Raw genomic sequence first — 17,676 nt, 5'->3', positions numbered from 1 at the left:
CCATCATGAGCACGCTCGTCGCCACGCCCACCACGCCCCCCGCGTACACCTCGCTGCGCGCCGCAGCGCTCCCCCTTGCGGCGCTCTGCCTGGCCTTCTTCGTCGAGATGGTCGACAACACGCTGCTCTCCATCGCCCTGCCCACGATCGGCCGATCGCTCGACAGCGGCACGGCCGGGCTGCAGTGGGTGACGGGCGCCTACTCCCTCACCTTCGGCGGCCTGCTGCTGATCGCCGGCTCGGCCGCCGACCGGTTCGGCCGCCGCCGAGTGCTGCTGAGCGGTCTCGCGGCCTTCGGCCTGATCAGCCTCGCCGTCGTCCTCGTCGCCGACATCGGCCAGCTCATCGCGCTGCGGGCGCTGCTCGGCGGCGCCGCTGCAGCCATGGCCCCGGTCACGATGTCGCTGATCTTCCGCCTCTTCGACGACGCGAGACTGCGCATGCGCTCGATCACGATCGTGATGATCGTCGGCATGTCCGGATTCGTCCTGGGCCCGATCCTGGGCGGCTCGGTCCTCAGCCACCTCAGCTGGCAGTGGCTCCTGATCGTCAACGCGCCGATCGCCCTCCTCGCCTGGATCGGCGTCCGCGTCGGCGTGCAGGCCGACCGGCGCGCGGATCTCACCTCCGAGCGGCTCGACCTCCCCGGCGCCGCCCTCACCGTCACGGCCATCGGACTCGGCTGCTACACCCTCACCAGCGGCGTGCAGGACGGCTGGCTCTCGCTCGCGACCCTCGCCTGCGCCCTCGGCACGGTCGCCGCGATCGTCGGCTTCGTCCTCCGGGAGCGGCGCGCAGCCTCGCCGATGATCGACCTCGCACTCCTGGGCACCGGACCGGTCCGAGGCGCGGCGCTCACGCAGCTCGCGGCCTCGATCGCCTTCGCCAGCGTCCTGTTCGGCCTGATCCTGCACTTCCAGTACGCGTACGGATGGAGCCCGATGCAGGCCGGCATCGCGAACCTGCCGATCATCGTCACCATGATCGCCGCGACGCCGATCGCCGAGCGGCTCGCGTCGCACCTCGGCCACCGCCTCGCCTGCCTCGTCGGCACGGCCCTGCTCGTCGGCTCGCTTCTGGGCATGGCCTGGGCGGTGGACCACGGCTACCTCGCGATCGCCGCGATGATGGTCCTCCTGACGATCGGCCTGCGGACGATCATGACCATCTGCGCGGTCGCCCTCATCGAGGCGATGGACGAGAACCGCACCTCCATCGGCGCCGCGCTCAACGACACCTCCCAGGAGGTCGGCACCAGCATCGGCACGGCCGTCGTCGGCACCCTCATCGCCGCGCTGGTCACGACGACGCTCCCGTCCGGCGCCTGGAGCTCCGACCTCGTCCAGACCTTCTTCGCCGGCGAGCGGATCGCGTACCTGGCCGTCGCCGTCCTCGTCGGCCTGATCGCGACGATCGGCTCGCTCTCCCTCACCGACTCGCGAGTCACGGAGGAGCCCGCGCCGTCCGAGACCCCCCGCACCGCTGAATGACCCCGGCGGACGGCACCGCGTCCCGATCGGCCGCTGACTTCCGCTGGTCGATTAGCCGCGCCGCGGCGTATCGAGACCCGCACCCACCAGAAGCCCGGCAGACGCGGATCTCGATACGGCCGCTACGCGGCCTACTCGATCAGCAGAGGAGCAGCGCTCAGCAGCGGCGGGCCGCGTAGGGCGCCTCGAGCACCGTGGAGGCGCCTCCGACGGTCACGGTCGCGCTCAGCGACCCGGCCGCCACCGACACCGCGCGGGTGGTGAAGGCGTGGGTCGCGGCCGCTCCGGGCGCCGCGGTCAGCACGGGCGACGTGCCCCAGGCCGAGCGCAGCACGACACTCGCCGGCGAGGCGCCCGTGTTCCGCACCACTCCGGTCGCCACGACCTTGCCGCCGATGCAACGGGTCGACGCGGTGAGCGTCGCGGACACGGCGGGCGCCGTCACCACGACCGTCGCCGTGACGCGTACCGCCGTCGAGCTCGACAGCACCTTGCCCGTCGCGTTCCACGCCGTCGATCCGCCGGCACCCACCCACTGGTTCTCGTTCGCGCCGATCGTGCGCGCCACTCCGGTCACCGCGTAGCGGCCGGGAGTGGAGGCGCGGACCGCGGACGTGTCCCAGGTGATCGGCTGCGAGGCCGTGCCGCGCCCGTAGGCGAGGACGACGTCGGTCCGAGCGGGAAGCGCGGCGACGACCGCGTCGGCGGCAGCTCCGGAGGCGACGCTCACGTCGCCCAGGTCGGCGCGCACGGCCGACGCCGCGTCCGCCTTCCGCACCTCGTCGTACTGCCCCGCGGTCAGCGACACGATGCCGCCGTGCTTGGTCGACGGCGCCATCGAGAACCCGGGATCGGTCAGCTGCGTCCAGCCCGCGTCGAGGTCGGTGGTGACCATCGGGCGGTAGCCGGTCGAGGGGATCACGTCGACGTACAGGTACCAGCGGTCCTCGTCGTGGTCCTTGAAGACCGCGGGTCCTTCGACTCCGCCCGCGTTGCCGCCGGCCCAGACCGCTCCGATCCGGTCCTGGATCGGTGTCCACCGTGCCGTCGGCAGCCACCACTGGGCGGCGGTCGTCGACTCCATGTAGATGCCGCGTCCGGTGCCGTTGTCCTTCGAGATGCGGTAGGTGGTGCCTCCGTCCTGGATCAGCGTCGTGTCGATGACGTCGGCTCCGGTGTCGACGAAGGTGCCGCCGTAGGAGTAGGTCTCCTGCGTGAAATCGGTCGTCGAGCCCCAGAGGATCCGCGACGCTCCCGTGCCGGGCGTGTGCGCCGCGGTCGGGTAGACGGTCGAGGACCAGTAGAGGACGAACGAGCCGTTCCCCTGCCCGTCGAAGTCGTCGACCCAGGTCGCCTCGGGCGCCCACATCATGCCGGCCTCGAGGGCCCGCCGCCCGGCGTCGTCGAGTGACACGTCGAACTGGCGCAGGTCGCTCCACGACACGAGGTCGGTGGACTCCCAGACGTTCATCTTCACGCTGCCCTGGGTGGTCCAGTAGCACCACGAGGTGCAGGAGCCGGTGCCGCTGTCGCCGCCGAAGACTCGGAGGTCGGTGGCGATGATGTAGTACTTCTCGGTCTCGGGATTGTAGGTGAGGTACGGGTCGCGGACGCCGGTCGTGCCGAGGTCGGACGCGAGGATCGGCTTGCCGCCGTTCAGCGGGTCCCACTTCTCGGGGTCGTCGCCGCGCGAGACGTCGAGGTAGATCTTCTCGGCGTAGCCCTGCGCGTCCTCGATGAAGTGGACCATCAGGTACCCGTAGGGGGTGTCGACGCCGACCTGCGGCTCGACGGTGACGGCGATCTGGCGGGTGGCGGCGACTCCGCGGATGCTCGCCGTGGCGGTCAGGGTGCTCGTGCGCGCCTGCTGGCCGGCCGCCGGGCGGTCGGCGCTCAGCGTGCGGCCGTCGGCGCCGATCCGCAGGGCGGGGTCGCTGGAACTCCAGGTCACCGCTCCCCCGTAGTCGGGGAGGTTCGTGGTCGAGTCGTCGACGGTCAGCGGAGCGACTCCGTCGAGCACCGCGGAGGCGAGCGGCGCGAAGGTGCTCGCGTGCAGCTGCGCGTCGGCGGTCGAGACCGAGGCGACCTCGGTGCCGGTGAGCGCCCGGTCGTAGACACGGAACGTCGACACCTCGCCCTTGTAGAAGGGGTCGGGGTACGGCGCGCGGCCGATGGTGTTCAGCGACTGGTCCGTCACCGAGGACGGACGCAGCGCGGTCGGTGCCGAGGCCACGCGCACGCCGTCGACGAAGAACGAGATCGTGCCGGCCGCGCCGTCGATCACCGAGGTGAGGCTGTACCAGCGGTCGGCGGCGATGCCCGAGGCGCCGCGCGCGTTGTTCTCGGCCCCGCCTCCGTTCGTCGTGATCGCCGTGCGGACGCGGTCGCGGACCGACGCGAACCAGTACTGGCTCGTGCTGTCGCTGCCGATGTTCCAGAGGAAGTGGAAGGTCGAGAGCATCGACGCGTCGGCGCGGGTCTCGACCGTCACGGTGGCCGACGAGCGGCCGGTCAGCAGGTCGTCGGGAAGCTCGACCCACGGCGCGGCGCTCGTCTTGGCGCCGCCGGGGAGACGGAGCGACGTGCCGGTCCACAGGGAGTCGGTCCCGTTCACGACGCGCGCGGGCCCCACGGCCGAGGCCGCCGTGTTGGGCACGCTCGCGCCCGTCGCCTGGGTGAAGCGGTACTCCGCGAGGAGTCCGGACTGCGGGATCTGCGCGGGCTCCGCGGCGGCGACCGGAGGGGCGACGAGGCCCGAGAGCAGCACCGCCCCCAGCCCGAGCGTCGCGAGGGCGGCGCGCAGCGGTGCGCGCCTGGTGCTGGTGGTCATGGTGTGCTCCTTCGCACGAGGGGGTGTCGGGGTGGATCTCGAGACGGCCGCTGCGCGGCCTACTCGATCAGCGGGCAACCCTTGCTGGTCGAGTAGCCGCGGAGCGGCGTATCGAGACCCGCGACTCCAGAGGACGCGGATCTCGATACGGCCGCTGCGCGGCCTACTCGATCAGCAGAGCGGAGGCCGCGCAGCGGCCTACTCGATCAGCGAGGGTGCGGGCCTAGCCGCAGGTCAGCGCCGCGTACGCGGACTGCACTGCGGCCTTGCGCCCGGCGTCGTCGATCCCGGCCGCGGTGACCGTCGTCGATCCGGCCGGCAGGGCCACCTGGCGCGTCGTGAAGCTCGCCGTCGCGGTCTTCCCGCCGCCCAGCGCCGGGAAGGTCTTCGTCCCGGACACCGAGGCGACCGTCACATCCGCCGGCAGGTCGTCGGTGTTGCGGACCGTGGTGGTCAGCACCGCCTTGCCCGAGATGCACCGTGCGGTGGTGGTCGCGGTGACCGTGAGCGGCGTCGTCGACTCCGGGGCACCGACCGACACGCGGTAGCGCTGGCAGTCGTTGTTCAGCACGTCCCACTGGCCGATCAGCGTCCCGTCGAGGGCCGAGCAGTTGAACAGGTCGAGCGCCTTGCCGCTGTGCACGGCGCGCAGCTCGACGGTGCCGTCGTTCGCCGGACGGAGGCGCCAGGCGCTCCCGGTGACGCCGCACGCGCCCTGCGTGACGGTCGCGCCGTTCGCGGTGGAGCCTCCGGTGACCGCGAGGCACTTGCCCGCTGCCGTCACCGGGTGCATCTCGACGTCGCCCGCGCCGGTCGGCGTGAACGTGACGCGCTGGCAGGCGGCGCCGGTCCACTCCCGCTGCTGCAGGGCCGTGCCGTCGGCGGTCGAGCAGCCGGGCAGGTCGAACGTCTTGCCGGTGGCGAACGAGCTCACGGCGACCGCTCCGGAGGGTCGGAGCGACCACTCCTGCGCAGCCGCACCCGATGCCGTCGCCTGCCGCACCGAGGTGCCCGACGCCTCGAGCAGTCGGCCGCTCGTGCGCGAGGTCAGCGTCGAGTACCCGCCGGTCCCCGGGTTCACGCTCCACTGCTGGCAGCCGGTCGCGAGCCACGAGGACTGCTGGATCCCCGCGCCCGAGGCCGTCGAGCAGCCGACCGGCCCGAGGGACTTGCCGCTGCTGGCGTTCACGATGCGGACGAAGCCGTCGCCCGTGCTGTCGAGCTTCCAGTTCGCCCGGGGGGTCGAGCAGGAGCCCTGCACGACGGCAGCGCCGTCGCCGCTCGCGGTCGGCGAGACCGTGGCGCACTGGCCGGTGCTGCGGTTGACGAGCTGCCACGGAGCGCCTTCGACGCGGGCCGTGATCGGCGCGTTCTCGCCGCTGGGGACGGGGATCTGCGCGCTCGTGCCGAGCGGGGTCCCGAAGTCGGGCTCGCCCTCGGCGGTCCAGTCGACGATGTGCGCACGCGCCGAGCGCTCGCGCGAGCAGCCGCCGTCGGGGCGGGCGTTCGCGTGGTAGAGGTTCCACGTCTCGGTGCCGTCGGGCGAGTCGAAGAAGTCGTTGTGCCCGGTGCCGAACTCGCCGTTCGCCTTCGAGAAGACCGGTCCGTCGCTCTTGGTCCAGGAGGAGGCGAGCACGGGGTCGCCGGTGCCGTCGTACTCGAGGGTGGCGAGCTGGTAGTCCTCGGTGCCGCAGAAGCTCGCCGAGTAGACGATCCAGGTGCGGCCGTCCTTCTGCAGCGGGACAGGGCCCTCGTTCACAGGGGCGCCGATGGTCTCCCACGGCTCGACCGGCTGCGAGAGCACGTTCAGCGGTCCGGTGGCGGTCCAGGGGTCCGACATCCGGGCGATGTAGTTGTTCTGCAGGCGGTTCGGCCCGGGCGAGAACGCCGACCAGGTGATGAAGAGCTCGCCGTTCAGCTCGAGGTACGCGCCGTCGATGTTCCAGTCGTCGGTCGGGATCGGGCGGCCCTTGTAGGTGTAGGGGCCCATCGGGTCGTCGCCCGCGCTCTCGATGACCTGCAGGTGCTGGCGGTCGAAGTTGCCGGCGGTGCCCATCGTGTACATGAGGTACCAGCGGGGCCCGTTCGGCCCGTTCAGGCGCTGCAGCTCCGGAGCCCACATGTTGGCGTTCCGGCCGGGGTTGGTGTCGGTGTACACGGTCACCGGAGTCGTCGTGCCCAGCGCCGCGAGGGTCGGGGCCTTCCGCATCACGACGCGGTTGTCCCAGGTCGTGGCGACCATGTAGTAGTTGCCGTCGTGGAACTCGATCGTCGGGTCGGCGGTGTCCGGGTCGATCGGGTTGGTGAAGGTCGGCTCCCCGAGCGCCGCGGCCGGAGCGGCGGCGAGCATCGGGAGGGCGACGACGCTCGCGAGGAGGATCAGGAGCCCGGCCGTGAGGCGGCGGCGCACGGACGTCAGCACGTCGTCACCACCCGGGGACAGACGCTCGTGGGGCAGGGGGCTGCTGTCATGGGTGACTCCATCGTCGAGGGTGCGTCGCGGGGACGCGGTGCGCTGCGGACAGCCGGGAGGCCTTGGTGCGGAGGGGCGCCTGGTCGTCCTCGACCTGCTCGCCCCCGCGGCCCTCCGGCCTTGTTCACGGTAACATCGCGCCTCGCGAGCGGTCAATCCGTCCGCCCGCGGCCCGCGACCCCGGCCGGGCGCGGCGCTCCTCCGTCAGCCCGCGTTCGGCAGCAGCACCTCGACGCGGCCGTCGGACACCCTGGTCTCGAACCTCGGCTGCGGCGACGTGGCCGGGCCCCGGAGGACCTCGCCCGAGTCGAGCGAGAACACGCTCCCGTGCCACGGGCACGAGACGCACGCCTCGCCGGACCGGTCGCCGACGGCACCCTCGTCGAGGGGGCCGGAGAGGTGGCTGCAGACGTTCGACAGCACGCTCACCCGGTCGCCGCGGCGGAAGGCGAGCAGCGGCACACCGCCGACCTCCTTCACGACGGTCTCGCGCTCGGGCAGCTCGTCCAGCGGCGCGAGGTCCTGCCAGCCCGAGGGGAACCGGTGCGGCACGTCCTCGGCGTGGTTCGCACCCGCCGCCTGCCGGTAGCTGAGGTGGCCGCCGAGGTAGCCGCCGCCCGAGACGACGGCGAGCCCGAGCATGCCGAGGACCTTGCCGCTCGTCCGGCGCCCCCGCGCCCGCTGCACGAAGGAGGCGGCGTAGAGCGCCGTTGCGACCACGTTGGCGGAGGCGTGCACGAGGCCGACCCGTGTCTGCTGCTCGTGCAGCTCGGACCAGTCCGTCCATCCGGCCGCCGCTGTCGGCAGCACGCTGACGACACCGAGGCCGACGAGGGTGCGCGCCGCGCGGTCGTTGCCGGGCAGCAGGTCCAGGACCGCGGCCGACACCCACGCGCCGGTCGGCACGAGCACGAGCAGCGGATGCACGGGATGCCCCACCGGGACGCCGTGCAGCACGTCGCGCACGGGCTGGGGGCGGATCACGGAGTTCACGACCGCGCGGGCCCGCTCGACGAGCGGATCCAGAGCGGCGGCGTTCTCGAGGCGGCTGACGAGTCTCACGAACTTCATTTCGCGCATGCTCCAGGACACCGCGGGAGAACCGGGCGCACCAGGGGGTTGTGGCGGAGCGGCCGGAGCCATGGCGGGATCAGCGCGGACGAGGCAGCAGCTGCACGGCGCCGAGGGTCGCCGCGATCGCGGCCCACCGCACCCGCATTCACCGCCCCCTCCACCGCAGAGTCCCGCGCCTGACGGCGCACTCGGCGTGCTTAAAGCGTTCCCAGCGCGATCCGCGGCAGCAGGCGCTGGATCGCTGTCGCGGCGGCTCCTCTCGCCCATTCGACGAGCCCTCCGTCATCGACGATCAGCGTCAGCGGATCCGCGTCGGGGTCGCGGGTGCCCGCGATCACCGCGTCCACCACCTGGGGCTGCTCCGTGTAGAGGGCGACCCCCTCGCCGGCGAGGATGACGGTGTCCGCCATCGACAGATTCGCGATGGCGGCGATCATCGTCCCCAGCGCGCGCGCGGAGTCGTCGAGGATCCTCGCCGCTCCCGCGTGGCCGTCGCGAGCGGCCACGAACCCTTCGGCGAGGGACAGCTCCCGCCCCGTTGCGATGAAGAGCTGCCGGGTGAGCGAGGGCAGGCTGAGCATGGCGGTCGAGCAGCCGCGATGGCCCGCCTCGCAGACCGGCCCGCCCGGGTCGAGCGGGTAGTGCCCGCCGAGCCCCAGACCCGCGGACGGCGGTGCGACGACGCGGTCGTGCACGACCAGACCGTAGCCCACACCCGCACCGACGGTGAGGACGGCGAAATGGGGGATGCCGCGTCCCCTGCCGAACCAGTGCTCGGCGCCGGTCAGCGCGACGACGTCGTTCTCGAGGGCGACCGGGAGGCCGAGTGCGGAGGAGAGCGGGCCGGCGAGGTCGACGTCGCGCCACCCCAGGAACGGCGCGCGGCTGACCCTGCCGTCGGCGCCGATGCTGCCGCCGACGGAGACGCCGAGACCGGCGAAGAGGGCGGTTCCGCCGAGCTCCTCCACCACCTCCGCGATCGCCGCGATCACGTCCTCGGGACGCCTGCCGGGCAGGGCACGCTCGAGTCCGACCTCGGTCCGGGCGCGCAGATCGGTCCGGACAGCGAGGATCTCGCTGCCGGTGACCTTGACGCCGACGAAGCTCAGGGCGTCGGCCCTGATGTCGAGCGGTCGGGCGGGTCGGCCGACGCCCGCGGTCAGTTCAGGGCCCTCGACGAAGAGGCCGCCGTCGATGAAGGGACGAGCGAGACGGGTGAGGCTGGCGGGTGAGAGCCCGAGACGGCGCCCCAGGTCGGAGCGGGCGATGGGGCCGTGGATGAGGACTTCGCGCGCCAGCAGCTCGGCCGAGCTGCCGGAACCGTCATCGGACCCGATGGTGTCGGTCACGGCACCCCTTCTTTTCGTTTCAACAGGAATGTAGCGGCTTGCGGGCGGTCCGGCACAGAAAGAGCACCGCTCGGATCGCCTTGACACCCCTATTACTTCTGCTATAGAAATAACGCATGCACCGCAGCATCGCGTCCACGAACGAGTCCCACGCCCGGATCGGCCTCGAATCCCGCCTGTTCCACCTGGAGAGCGGCGGCACGAGCGTGGTGGTCGACGCCCGGCTCGAGACCTTCCCGACGATCGTCCACTGGGGTGCCGCGCTCGGGAATCTTTCCTCCACTGAACTAACTTCTCTCGTCGACGCCGCTCTTCCGCAGCGCGTGTCCGGCGGACTCGACGCCTTCGCCCCCCTCGGACTCGTCGCCGTCGAAGCCGACGGCTGGCAGCACGCGCCGACGTTCGAGGGCACGCACGACCGCAGCACGGCGTCGGAGCGTTTCGACGTCGTGAGCATCGAGTCGATCGGCTCCTCCTTGCGCATCAGCGCGATCGGAGCAGGCGTGCGCGTGACGATCGACCTGGAGGTCGACACCGCCGGTCTGCTCACCCAGAGGGCCCGGGTCGAGAACCTCGACGCCCGACCCTTCCGCCTCGAGCGACTGGAGCTCGGCTTCCCCCTTCCCGCCACCGCGCGGGAGATCCTGGACACCACCGGTCACCATCTGCGGGAACGCCACCCGCAGCGCCACGAACTGACGATCGGCGAGCACGTCCGTACGACGCGGCGCGGACGCCCCGGAGCGGATGCGACCCTCCTGCTCGCCGTCGGCACTCCCGGCTTCGGATGGGAGCGCGGTCTCGTGCACGGCGTCCACTTCGGCTGGAGCGGGAACTCCGCCGTCCGCGCCGAGCGCACGGTCGAGGGCGTCTCGTTCCTCGCTACCGGGGAGCTGCTGCGCCCGGCCGAGGTCGAGCTGGCGCAGGGCGAGAGCTACGAGACCCCCGTCGCCTACGGCTCCTGGGGTGACGGCCTCACCGCGCTGCAGTCCCGGTTCCACGCATCGGTCCGTGCGCGACCGCAGCACCCCTCGACTCCGCGACCGGTCACACTCAACACCTGGGAGGCGGTCTACTTCGACCACGACCTCGGGCGTCTCACCGCCCTCGCCGCGCGCGCCGCGCGGATCGGCGTCGAGCGGTTCGTCCTCGACGACGGCTGGTTCCTCGGTCGGCGCGACGACACCGCCGGCCTCGGCGACTGGACCGTCGATCCCGACGTCTGGCCCCAGGGTCTCTCGCCGATCATCGACGCCGTCACCGGGCTCGGGATGCAGTTCGGCCTCTGGGTCGAGCCGGAGATGATCAGCCCCGACTCCGAACTGGCGCGCGCGCACCCGGAGTGGATCCTCGGACCAGCCGGGCATCTGCCGCCCTCGGGACGGCAGCAGCAGGTCCTCGATCTCTCGCAGCCGGGCGCGTTCGACCACATGCTCGGCGCTCTCGACGCGCTGCTGGCCGAATACCCGATCGCCTACCTCAAGTGGGATCATAACCGCGACCTGATCGAGGCGGTGTCCCCGGCCACGGGGCGAGCGGCCGTGCGCGAGAACGTGCTCGCGCTCTACCGGCTGCTCGACGAGCTGCGTGCACGGCACCCAGGAGTCGAGATCGAGTCCTGCGCCTCCGGAGGCGCCCGTGTCGACCTCGGGATCCTCGCTCGCACCGACCGGATCTGGACCAGCGACTGCATCGACCCACTCGAGCGGCAGACCATCCAGCCCTACACGCAGCTCGTCGTTCCACCTGAGCTGATGGGACAGCACATCGGCGGCCCCCAGTCGCACTCGACCGGCCGCACCCAGTCGCTCGCGTTCCGTGCGGGCACTGCACTGCCCGGGCACCTCGGCATCGAGTGGGACGTCTCGGATCTCGACCCCGCCGTCGAGGACGAACTGGCAGCCTGGGTCGCCTTCCACCGCGAGCACCGCGTACTGCTGCACACCGGCACCGCCGTGCGCGCCGACCTCGCGGATGATGCGGCCGCGCTCTCGGGCGTGGTCGCCGCCGACCACTCGGCCGCCCTGTTCACCTTCGCCCAGCTGCGCACCGGCGAGAGCTACCCGCCGGGACGCATGACCCTCCCCGGACTCGACCCGGACGCCGCCTACTCCGTGCGGCTGGCGCCGGTCACCTCGCCCCTCGGCGGTCCCGGGCAGTCGCCGCTCCCCTGGACCGAACGCGAGACCGTCCTCAGCGGACGAGTGCTGGCGACCGTCGGCCTGCAGGCGCCCGTCCTCGCTCCCGAGCAGCTCGTCGTCCTCATCCTCACGGCGATCTGATCGGCCTTCCTCGTTCACTCCACCGGCGGACCGTTCGCCGATCCCCGCGCCGGCATCACCTCGTGAGCCAGCGCGCTCGATCTCATCCCCCCGCGCAAGGAGGCGCTGCATGACCCCCCGACACGATCCCCCCGGGTTCTCCCGGAGGCTCTTCCTCTCCGTCCCCCTCGCCGCGGCGTCCGCTGCGGCCCTCGCCTCCTGCGCCTCCCCCGGGGCTGCGGACGGCGTGACCACCCTCGACTTCTTCCAGTTCAAGGCCGAGGCGGTCGAGGACTTCGCGCGCATCATCCGCGACTTCGAGGCGGCGAACCCCGACATCCGCGTGATCGCCAACAACGTGCCCGACCCGGACACGGCGATCCGAACGCTCCTGGTCAAGGACAAGGTCCCCGACGTGCTGACCCTGAACGGCAGCGGCTACTACGCGGACCTCGCGAAAGCCGGCGTCTTCCACGACTTCACGGGCGACGAGCTCGTCGACCGGGTGAATCCCGCGGCGCTCGAGATCCTCGCCGACCTCGGCAGCTTCGAGGGCGACGAGATCAACGCCCTCGCGTTCGCGAACAACGCCGACGGCATCCTCTACAACCGCACGATCTTCGCCGAGAACGGCCTCGAGGTGCCGACGACCTGGAGCGAGCTGATCGCGGTCTGCGACGCCCTGGTCGCCGCGGGCGTCACTCCGTTCTACGGCGCCCTGCTCGACAACTGGACCGGCGCCCCCGCCTTCAACGCCATCGGCGGGCAGCTCCAGCCCGAGGGCTTCTTCGAGGCGCTGCGGCAGGAGGGGGCGGACCTCGGCCCCGACTCTCCGGTCTCGTTCTCGAAGGACTACGCGACCACGATGGAGCGACTCGGCACGCTCTTCTCCTACACCCAGGAGGGCGCGTTCGGCCGCGGCTACGACGACGGCAATCAGGCCTTCGCCGCCGGCGAGGCCGCGATGTACGCGCAGGGCATCTGGGCGATCAACCCGGTCCGCACGAACAACCCCGACATCGACCTCGGCGTCTTCCCCTACCCGGTGCTCGACGATCCCGCCGAGACCCGCGTCACCTCCGGGGTCGACGTCGCGATCGCGATCGGACGCGGCACCCCGAAGCTCGAGGCGGCCCGCCGCTTCGTCGACTTCCTGCTCACCCCCGGTGTCGTCGAGCCGTACGTCGCCAGCCAGGCCGCGTACTCGCCGCTCGTCGACGCCGCGCCCAACGCCGACCCGACCCTCGCCGAGCTGCAGCCGTACTTCGCCGAGGGGCGCCTGATCGGCTTCGTCGACCACCAGATCCCCGCGAGCATCCCGCTCAACCCCACCCTCCAGGCGTTCCTCGCCGACGGGGACGCCGATGCGGCGCTCCGGACCCTCGACAGTGAGTGGCGCAAAGTCGCGGCACGCACGACCAGGAAGTGACCCGGCCCATGACCACGACCACCACGGCGCCCGCGCAGACGCTCGCGACGACTCCGCCCCGCTCGCCGCGCAAGCGCACGATCGGCCGCACCTCGAAGACCTTCTACTGGATGACGATCCCCGCGGTCCTCCTCTTCTTCGTGCTGCACACCGTGCCGGTGCTCACCGGCATCTTCTTCAGCTTCACGAACTACGCCGGCTACGGCGCGTGGGACCTGATCGGCTTCTCCAACTACGTCGCCCTCCTCCAGGACGACCGGGTCTGGAAGGCCTACGGCTTCACCTTCGGCTTCGCGATCGTGGCGACGATCCTCGTCAACGTCATCTCGCTGGCCATCGCCATCGCGCTGAACGCGAAGATCAAGTTCCAGACCGCGTTCCGGGGCATCTACTTCATCCCGTACGTGCTCTCGACGCTGGTCATCGGGTACGTGTTCCAGTACCTCTTCGCGAACTCGCTGCCGCAGATCCTCGGAGGCATCCCGGTCGTCGGGGAGAACATCCTCGCGAACCCGGACTGGGCCTGGGTCGCGATCGTGGTCCTGGCGGTCTGGCAGGCGTCGGCCTTCTCGATCATCATCTACCTCGCCGGCCTGCAGACGATCCCGGGGGAGCTGTACGAGGCGACCTCGCTCGACGGAGCGTCGACCTGGCGCCAGTTCACCTCGATCACGTTCCCGCTGATCGCCTCGTTCTTCACCATCAACATGGTCATCTCGATGAAGAACTTCCTGCAGGTCTTCGACCACATCGTGGCGCTGACGAACGGCGGGCCGGGCACCTCGACGGAGTCGATCACGCTGCTCATCTACCGCGGCGGCTTCCAGGGCGGCGAGTACGCCTACCAGACGGCCAACGCCGTCCTCTACTTCCTCATCATCATCGTGGTCTCGCTGATCCAGTTCCGGGTCCTCAGCCGCAGAGAGGCGTCGTTCTGATGACCGCCACCGTCACTCCCACCACCGCCATCGCCCTCGGCCAGGACGGCACCGGTAAGCGCCGCCCCTCCCGCGACACCTACCGGATCAACTGGTGGGCGACCGCGCTGATCGCCGTCTGCTCGCTCACGATCCTCCTGCCGCTCTACTTCGCCGTCGTGACGGCGCTGAAGACGCCGGACCAGCTCGGCGGCACCGGCTTCGAGCTGCCGACCTCGATCTCGTGGGGCAACTTCGCCGAGGCGTGGACCGCGACCCGGTTCCCTCAGGCGTTCGTGAACACGGCGCTCATCACGGTCGGAGCCGTCGTCCTGACGCTCTTCTCGAACTCGATGGTCGCGTACGCCGTCGCCCGCAACCTCGACAAGCCGTTCTTCAAGGGCGTCTACTTCTACCTGCTCGCCGCGGTCTTCGTGCCCTTCCCGATCATCATGCTGCCGGTCGTGAAGGAGACCGCCCTGCTGGGCCTGGACAACCAGGTCGGCCTGATCCTGCTCTACGCGGTCTTCGGCCTGTCGATCAACACGTTCATCTACACGGCCTTCATCCGCTCGATCCCCATCGAGCTCGAGGAGGCGGCGCGCACCGACGGGGCGTCGACCTGGCGCACCTACTGGCAGGTGATCTTCCCGCTGCTCGGACCGATGAACGCCACCGTCGGCATCCTGACCTGCGTCTGGGCGTGGAACGACTTCATCCTGCCGCTCGTCGTGCTCTCGGACCCCGCCGCCCGCACCCTCCCGCTCGCCGAGTACGTCTTCCAGGGGCAGTTCAACACGAACTACACGGTCGCCTTCGCGTCCTACCTCATGGCGATGGCCCCGCTGCTGATCGTCTACCTGTTCGCCCAGCGCTGGGTGGTCAGCGGAGTGATGCGCGGCTCGATCAAGTAGCGGAGCGGCAGCCCCGCGTGGCCCCGCTCCGTACCGACGGCCGTAGCGGGGCCACGCGGGGCTGCCGTCGGACAGTCGTGCTCACGATCCCGTGGGTCCTTGGTCTGCTACGGGTAACGTTGTCATGGCGCTTGCGCAATCTTCGGCGTCGGTACAGCTCACAGCGATGTCGGGAGGATCCATGGTCAAGGCACCCGGCATGGTGGACGTGGCTCGGTTGGCAGGCGTGTCGCATGTGACGGTGTCGCGGGTCCTGAACGGGCACCCTCCCGTCCGGCCGGAGACGCGCGCGAAGGTGGAGGCCGCGATCGAGGAACTCGGCTATCGCCGGAACAGCCTCGCGCGAGCCTTGAAGAGCGGCCGATCGTCGACGATCGGAGTGGTCATCGCCGGGTCGGAGTTGTTCGAGCTGCCGCGGATCCTGCTCGGTGTCGAGAGCGAGGCGAAGAGCGCCGGATTCTGGGTGACACTCGCGAGCTGGCAGGGGGGCGACCAGGGCGACCTGGAGGAGACGCTGAGCAGGCTGTCGGATCAGGCCGTCGAGGGCATCGCCGTCATCGCCGACCGTCCGCTCGCCGTGGAGGCGCTCGCGTCCGTTCACACGCGCGTCCCCACGACGGTCGTCATGTCGGGTCAGGTCGAGGGGACCGGTCTGAGCTTCGTCGAGCTCGATCAGGTGCTCGGGGCCCGCCTGGCCGTCCGTCACCTGCTCGAGCTGGGGCACTCTTCGGTGGCTCACATCAGCGGCGCGCTGCGCACCTTCGATGCTCGCGCGCGCGTGGAGGGGTGGCGTACAGAACTGCACTCCGCCGGTCGAGGCGAGGGCCTGCTGCTCGAGGGCGACTTCACGGCCGACAGCGGATTCCGTCTCGCGAACGAGCTGCTCGAGCGGCCGGAGGCTCTGCCGACGGCGATCTTCGTGGGCAACGACCACATGACCATGGGTGTCCTGGCCGCTTTCGCGCGTCGAGGTGTCAGCGTGCCGGAGGACGTGTCCCTCGTCGGCTTCGACGACATCGCGGGCGCCGGGTACCTCGTGCCGGCCCTGACCACCGTCCGTCAGGACTTCGTGAATCTCGGGTCGCTCTCCATCAGGATCCTGACCGAGATGATGCGGGGGGACGCGCCGCGTGTGGCGCGGATCCCCCCGGACCTCGTCCTGCGTGAGAGCACCGCTGCGCCGAGGAGCGGACTGGTCGGTCAGACCGCCGGAACCAGCCGAGCGGCTGATTCCGCGAAGGCGCTGCGCACGTCCTCCTCTGCACTCACGTCGAGGTAGTCGAAGTGCGGGAACCGCGCTGATGCGGTGGACCGGTGTCCGTTCGCCGTGGCATAGGGGCCGAGCAGGACTCCGACGAAGCCGCCGGCGGTCTGCGTACTGAGCAGTCGTCCATCCGCCTGCCCGAGCCGGGTCGGGAGCAGGTGACCGGAGGGCCGGAAGGCGATCGTGTAGTCGAGGCCCGCCGCGCCCACCAGGATCTCGACGTCGCCGTCCGGCAGCTCCGCGACAGCCGTGTCCGTGCGGACACCTGCGGCGAACTCCGACAGGACGAGCTCGCGCCCCTCCCGCCCGCGGCGCACGGTCACCGTGACGTGCCCCGACTCGCCCTGGTGCAGCGCCAGCCCCGCCTCCTCCCCCGCCTCGAGCGGTGCGAAGTCGACGACGAGGGTGGCGGTGAAGTGCATCGACGTCTGCCTGCGGCCGACGAACGAGGGGCGGCCGCGACCGGCGAGGGTCCCCGATCCGGTCGGCAGCGAGAGCACGCCATCGGGGCAGCGAGGGGGAAGCGCGCGCAGGGAGAGCCACTCCGGTCCGAGCGCACCGTTCACGTCCGGACGCAGACCGGATCCATCCGGTGCTTCGCGGCGACTCGTCGCACTGCTCTCGGCCGACGCGGTCATCCGTGGTCGCGTCTCCAAGCTCCGGACGCGGCCGGTGCCCGGGGCGAAGACCGGCCCCGCCGCGCTCCACGACACCGGTACCAGGAACACCTCGCGGCCGAGCACGTGGTGTCCCTCGCTCGGGCGGGTGCCGAGCAGCACTGCCCAGGTCTCCCCCGTCGCCGTCTCCACCAGGTCGGCGTGGCCGACGTTCTGAATGAGCTCCTCCGGACCGTGGTGCCGATGGGTGAGGAGCGGGTTCCGAGGGTCGCCTGTGTAAGGGCCGGCCACCGTCTCAGCGCGAGCGACGGTGACCGAGTGGTTCCCCTCGGTGCCCCCTTCGGCCGCGATGAGGAAGTAGTCGTCGCCGCGTCGGTGGATGTGGGGCCCTTCGACCCACGCTCCGCGGACGGCGCCGTGCCAGAGGACGTGCGTCGGACCGATCAGTCGCAGCGTGTCGAGGTCGAGTTCGCGCATCCACAGCTCCCCCGGCCCTCCGACGGCGGGATGGAGCGCGTCGCGGCATCCCGTGAACCAGCAGCGTCCGTCGTCGTCGAAGAAGAGGGACGGGTCGATCCCCTCCGCGTCGAGGGTGACCGGGTCGGACCAGGGGCCAGCGGGGGTGGTGGCCGTCGCGAGCAGCGTGAGGATCCCCTGCCGTTCGCGGGCAATGGTGGTGACGACGTAGAAGACACCGCGGTGGTGCCGGATCGTCGGAGCCCACAGCCCGTCGGAGACGTCCAGACCGCCGAGGTCGATGACGCCCGGGCGGTCGAAGACGTGGCCGATCGGAATCCACGACACCAGGTCCCTGCTGTGGAACACCGGAATTCCGGGGAGGTAGGCGAAAGAGGAGACGACGAGGTAGTAGTCGTCGCCGACGCGGCAGACCGACGGGTCGGGATGGAACCCCGGGAGGACGGGGTTGGTGAAGACGGCCATGGCTTCCCTCGAGGTGCGGCGCTGATGCGCTTGACAGATGACAACGTTAACATCAGCATAGGTCCGGGCGCCAAGAGCCCTCAACAGCACCGCACCGCACCCGGGATTCACCGGGG

At 71.0% G+C, this 17,676-nt stretch carries 11 protein-coding genes; 6 read left to right on the top strand and 5 right to left on the bottom strand.

What is annotated here, in order from left to right:
* Positions 1-5: 5 nt before the first annotated feature.
* Entirely contained in the window at positions 6-1,490 is a 1,485-nt protein-coding gene (locus ASF48_RS02220; RefSeq protein WP_055785718.1) for an MFS transporter, read from the top strand.
* A 157-nt stretch (positions 1,491-1,647) separates the two neighbouring features.
* Here the strand turns inward: ASF48_RS02220 and ASF48_RS18840 are convergent, their stop codons facing one another.
* The 4 genes from ASF48_RS18840 to ASF48_RS02200 form a co-directional block, all read right to left on the bottom strand.
* Positions 1,648-4,320 carry a LamG-like jellyroll fold domain-containing protein gene (locus ASF48_RS18840; protein ID WP_082480924.1) on the bottom strand — a complete coding sequence of 891 codons (2,673 nt, stop codon included), beginning with the start codon at positions 4,318-4,320 and terminating at the stop codon, positions 1,648-1,650.
* A gap of 223 nt (positions 4,321-4,543) precedes the next feature.
* Entirely contained in the window at positions 4,544-6,742 is a 2,199-nt protein-coding gene (locus tag ASF48_RS02210) for an RICIN domain-containing protein (protein WP_200930952.1), read from the bottom strand.
* Positions 6,743-6,997: 255 nt separating this feature from the next.
* Positions 6,998-7,873, bottom strand: coding sequence for a Rieske 2Fe-2S domain-containing protein (locus ASF48_RS02205; protein ID WP_055785715.1), 876 nt, complete (start codon positions 7,871-7,873; stop codon positions 6,998-7,000).
* A gap of 191 nt (positions 7,874-8,064) precedes the next feature.
* Positions 8,065-9,216 (bottom strand): ROK family protein, encoded by a 1,152-nt coding sequence (locus ASF48_RS02200; protein WP_055785712.1) that lies wholly within the window; start codon positions 9,214-9,216, stop codon positions 8,065-8,067.
* Between the two features lie 116 nt (positions 9,217-9,332).
* On the opposite strand from ASF48_RS02200, the gene ASF48_RS02195 reads away from it, so the two are divergent.
* The 5 genes from ASF48_RS02195 to ASF48_RS02175 all read left to right on the top strand — a co-directional run bounded on the left by ASF48_RS02195 (position 9,333) and on the right by ASF48_RS02175 (position 16,016).
* Positions 9,333-11,498: an alpha-galactosidase gene (locus tag ASF48_RS02195; protein ID WP_055785709.1), complete on the top strand. Its 2,166-nt coding sequence runs from the start codon at positions 9,333-9,335 to the stop codon at positions 11,496-11,498.
* A gap of 109 nt (positions 11,499-11,607) precedes the next feature.
* Positions 11,608-12,906, top strand: coding sequence for an ABC transporter substrate-binding protein (locus ASF48_RS02190; protein ID WP_055785707.1), 1,299 nt, complete (start codon positions 11,608-11,610; stop codon positions 12,904-12,906).
* Positions 12,907-12,914: 8 nt separating this feature from the next.
* A complete protein-coding gene (locus tag ASF48_RS02185; RefSeq protein ID WP_055785705.1) occupies positions 12,915-13,844 on the top strand; it encodes a carbohydrate ABC transporter permease in 930 nt (309 codons plus the stop codon).
* Positions 13,844-14,737, top strand: coding sequence for a carbohydrate ABC transporter permease (locus tag ASF48_RS02180; protein ID WP_082480923.1), 894 nt, complete (start codon positions 13,844-13,846; stop codon positions 14,735-14,737). Before ASF48_RS02185 ends, ASF48_RS02180 begins: the two co-directional genes overlap by 1 nt.
* 181 nt (positions 14,738-14,918) lie before the next feature.
* On the top strand, positions 14,919-16,016 hold the full coding sequence (locus ASF48_RS02175; RefSeq protein ID WP_082480922.1) for a LacI family DNA-binding transcriptional regulator: 1,098 nt from the start codon (positions 14,919-14,921) through the stop codon (positions 16,014-16,016).
* Here ASF48_RS02175 and ASF48_RS02170 read toward each other — a convergent pair.
* Positions 15,938-17,560: a glycoside hydrolase family 43 protein gene (locus ASF48_RS02170; RefSeq protein WP_055785702.1), complete on the bottom strand. Its 1,623-nt coding sequence runs from the start codon at positions 17,558-17,560 to the stop codon at positions 15,938-15,940. The genes ASF48_RS02175 and ASF48_RS02170 overlap by 79 nt on opposite strands.
* Positions 17,561-17,676: the final 116 nt, after the last annotated feature.

Source organism: Rathayibacter sp. Leaf299 (assembly GCF_001423055.1).
Classification (GTDB): Bacteria; Actinomycetota; Actinomycetes; order Actinomycetales; family Microbacteriaceae; genus Rathayibacter; species Rathayibacter caricis.
The sequence above is the reverse complement of the archived record's forward strand: the minus strand, read 5'-3'. Positions and strand labels throughout refer to the sequence as shown.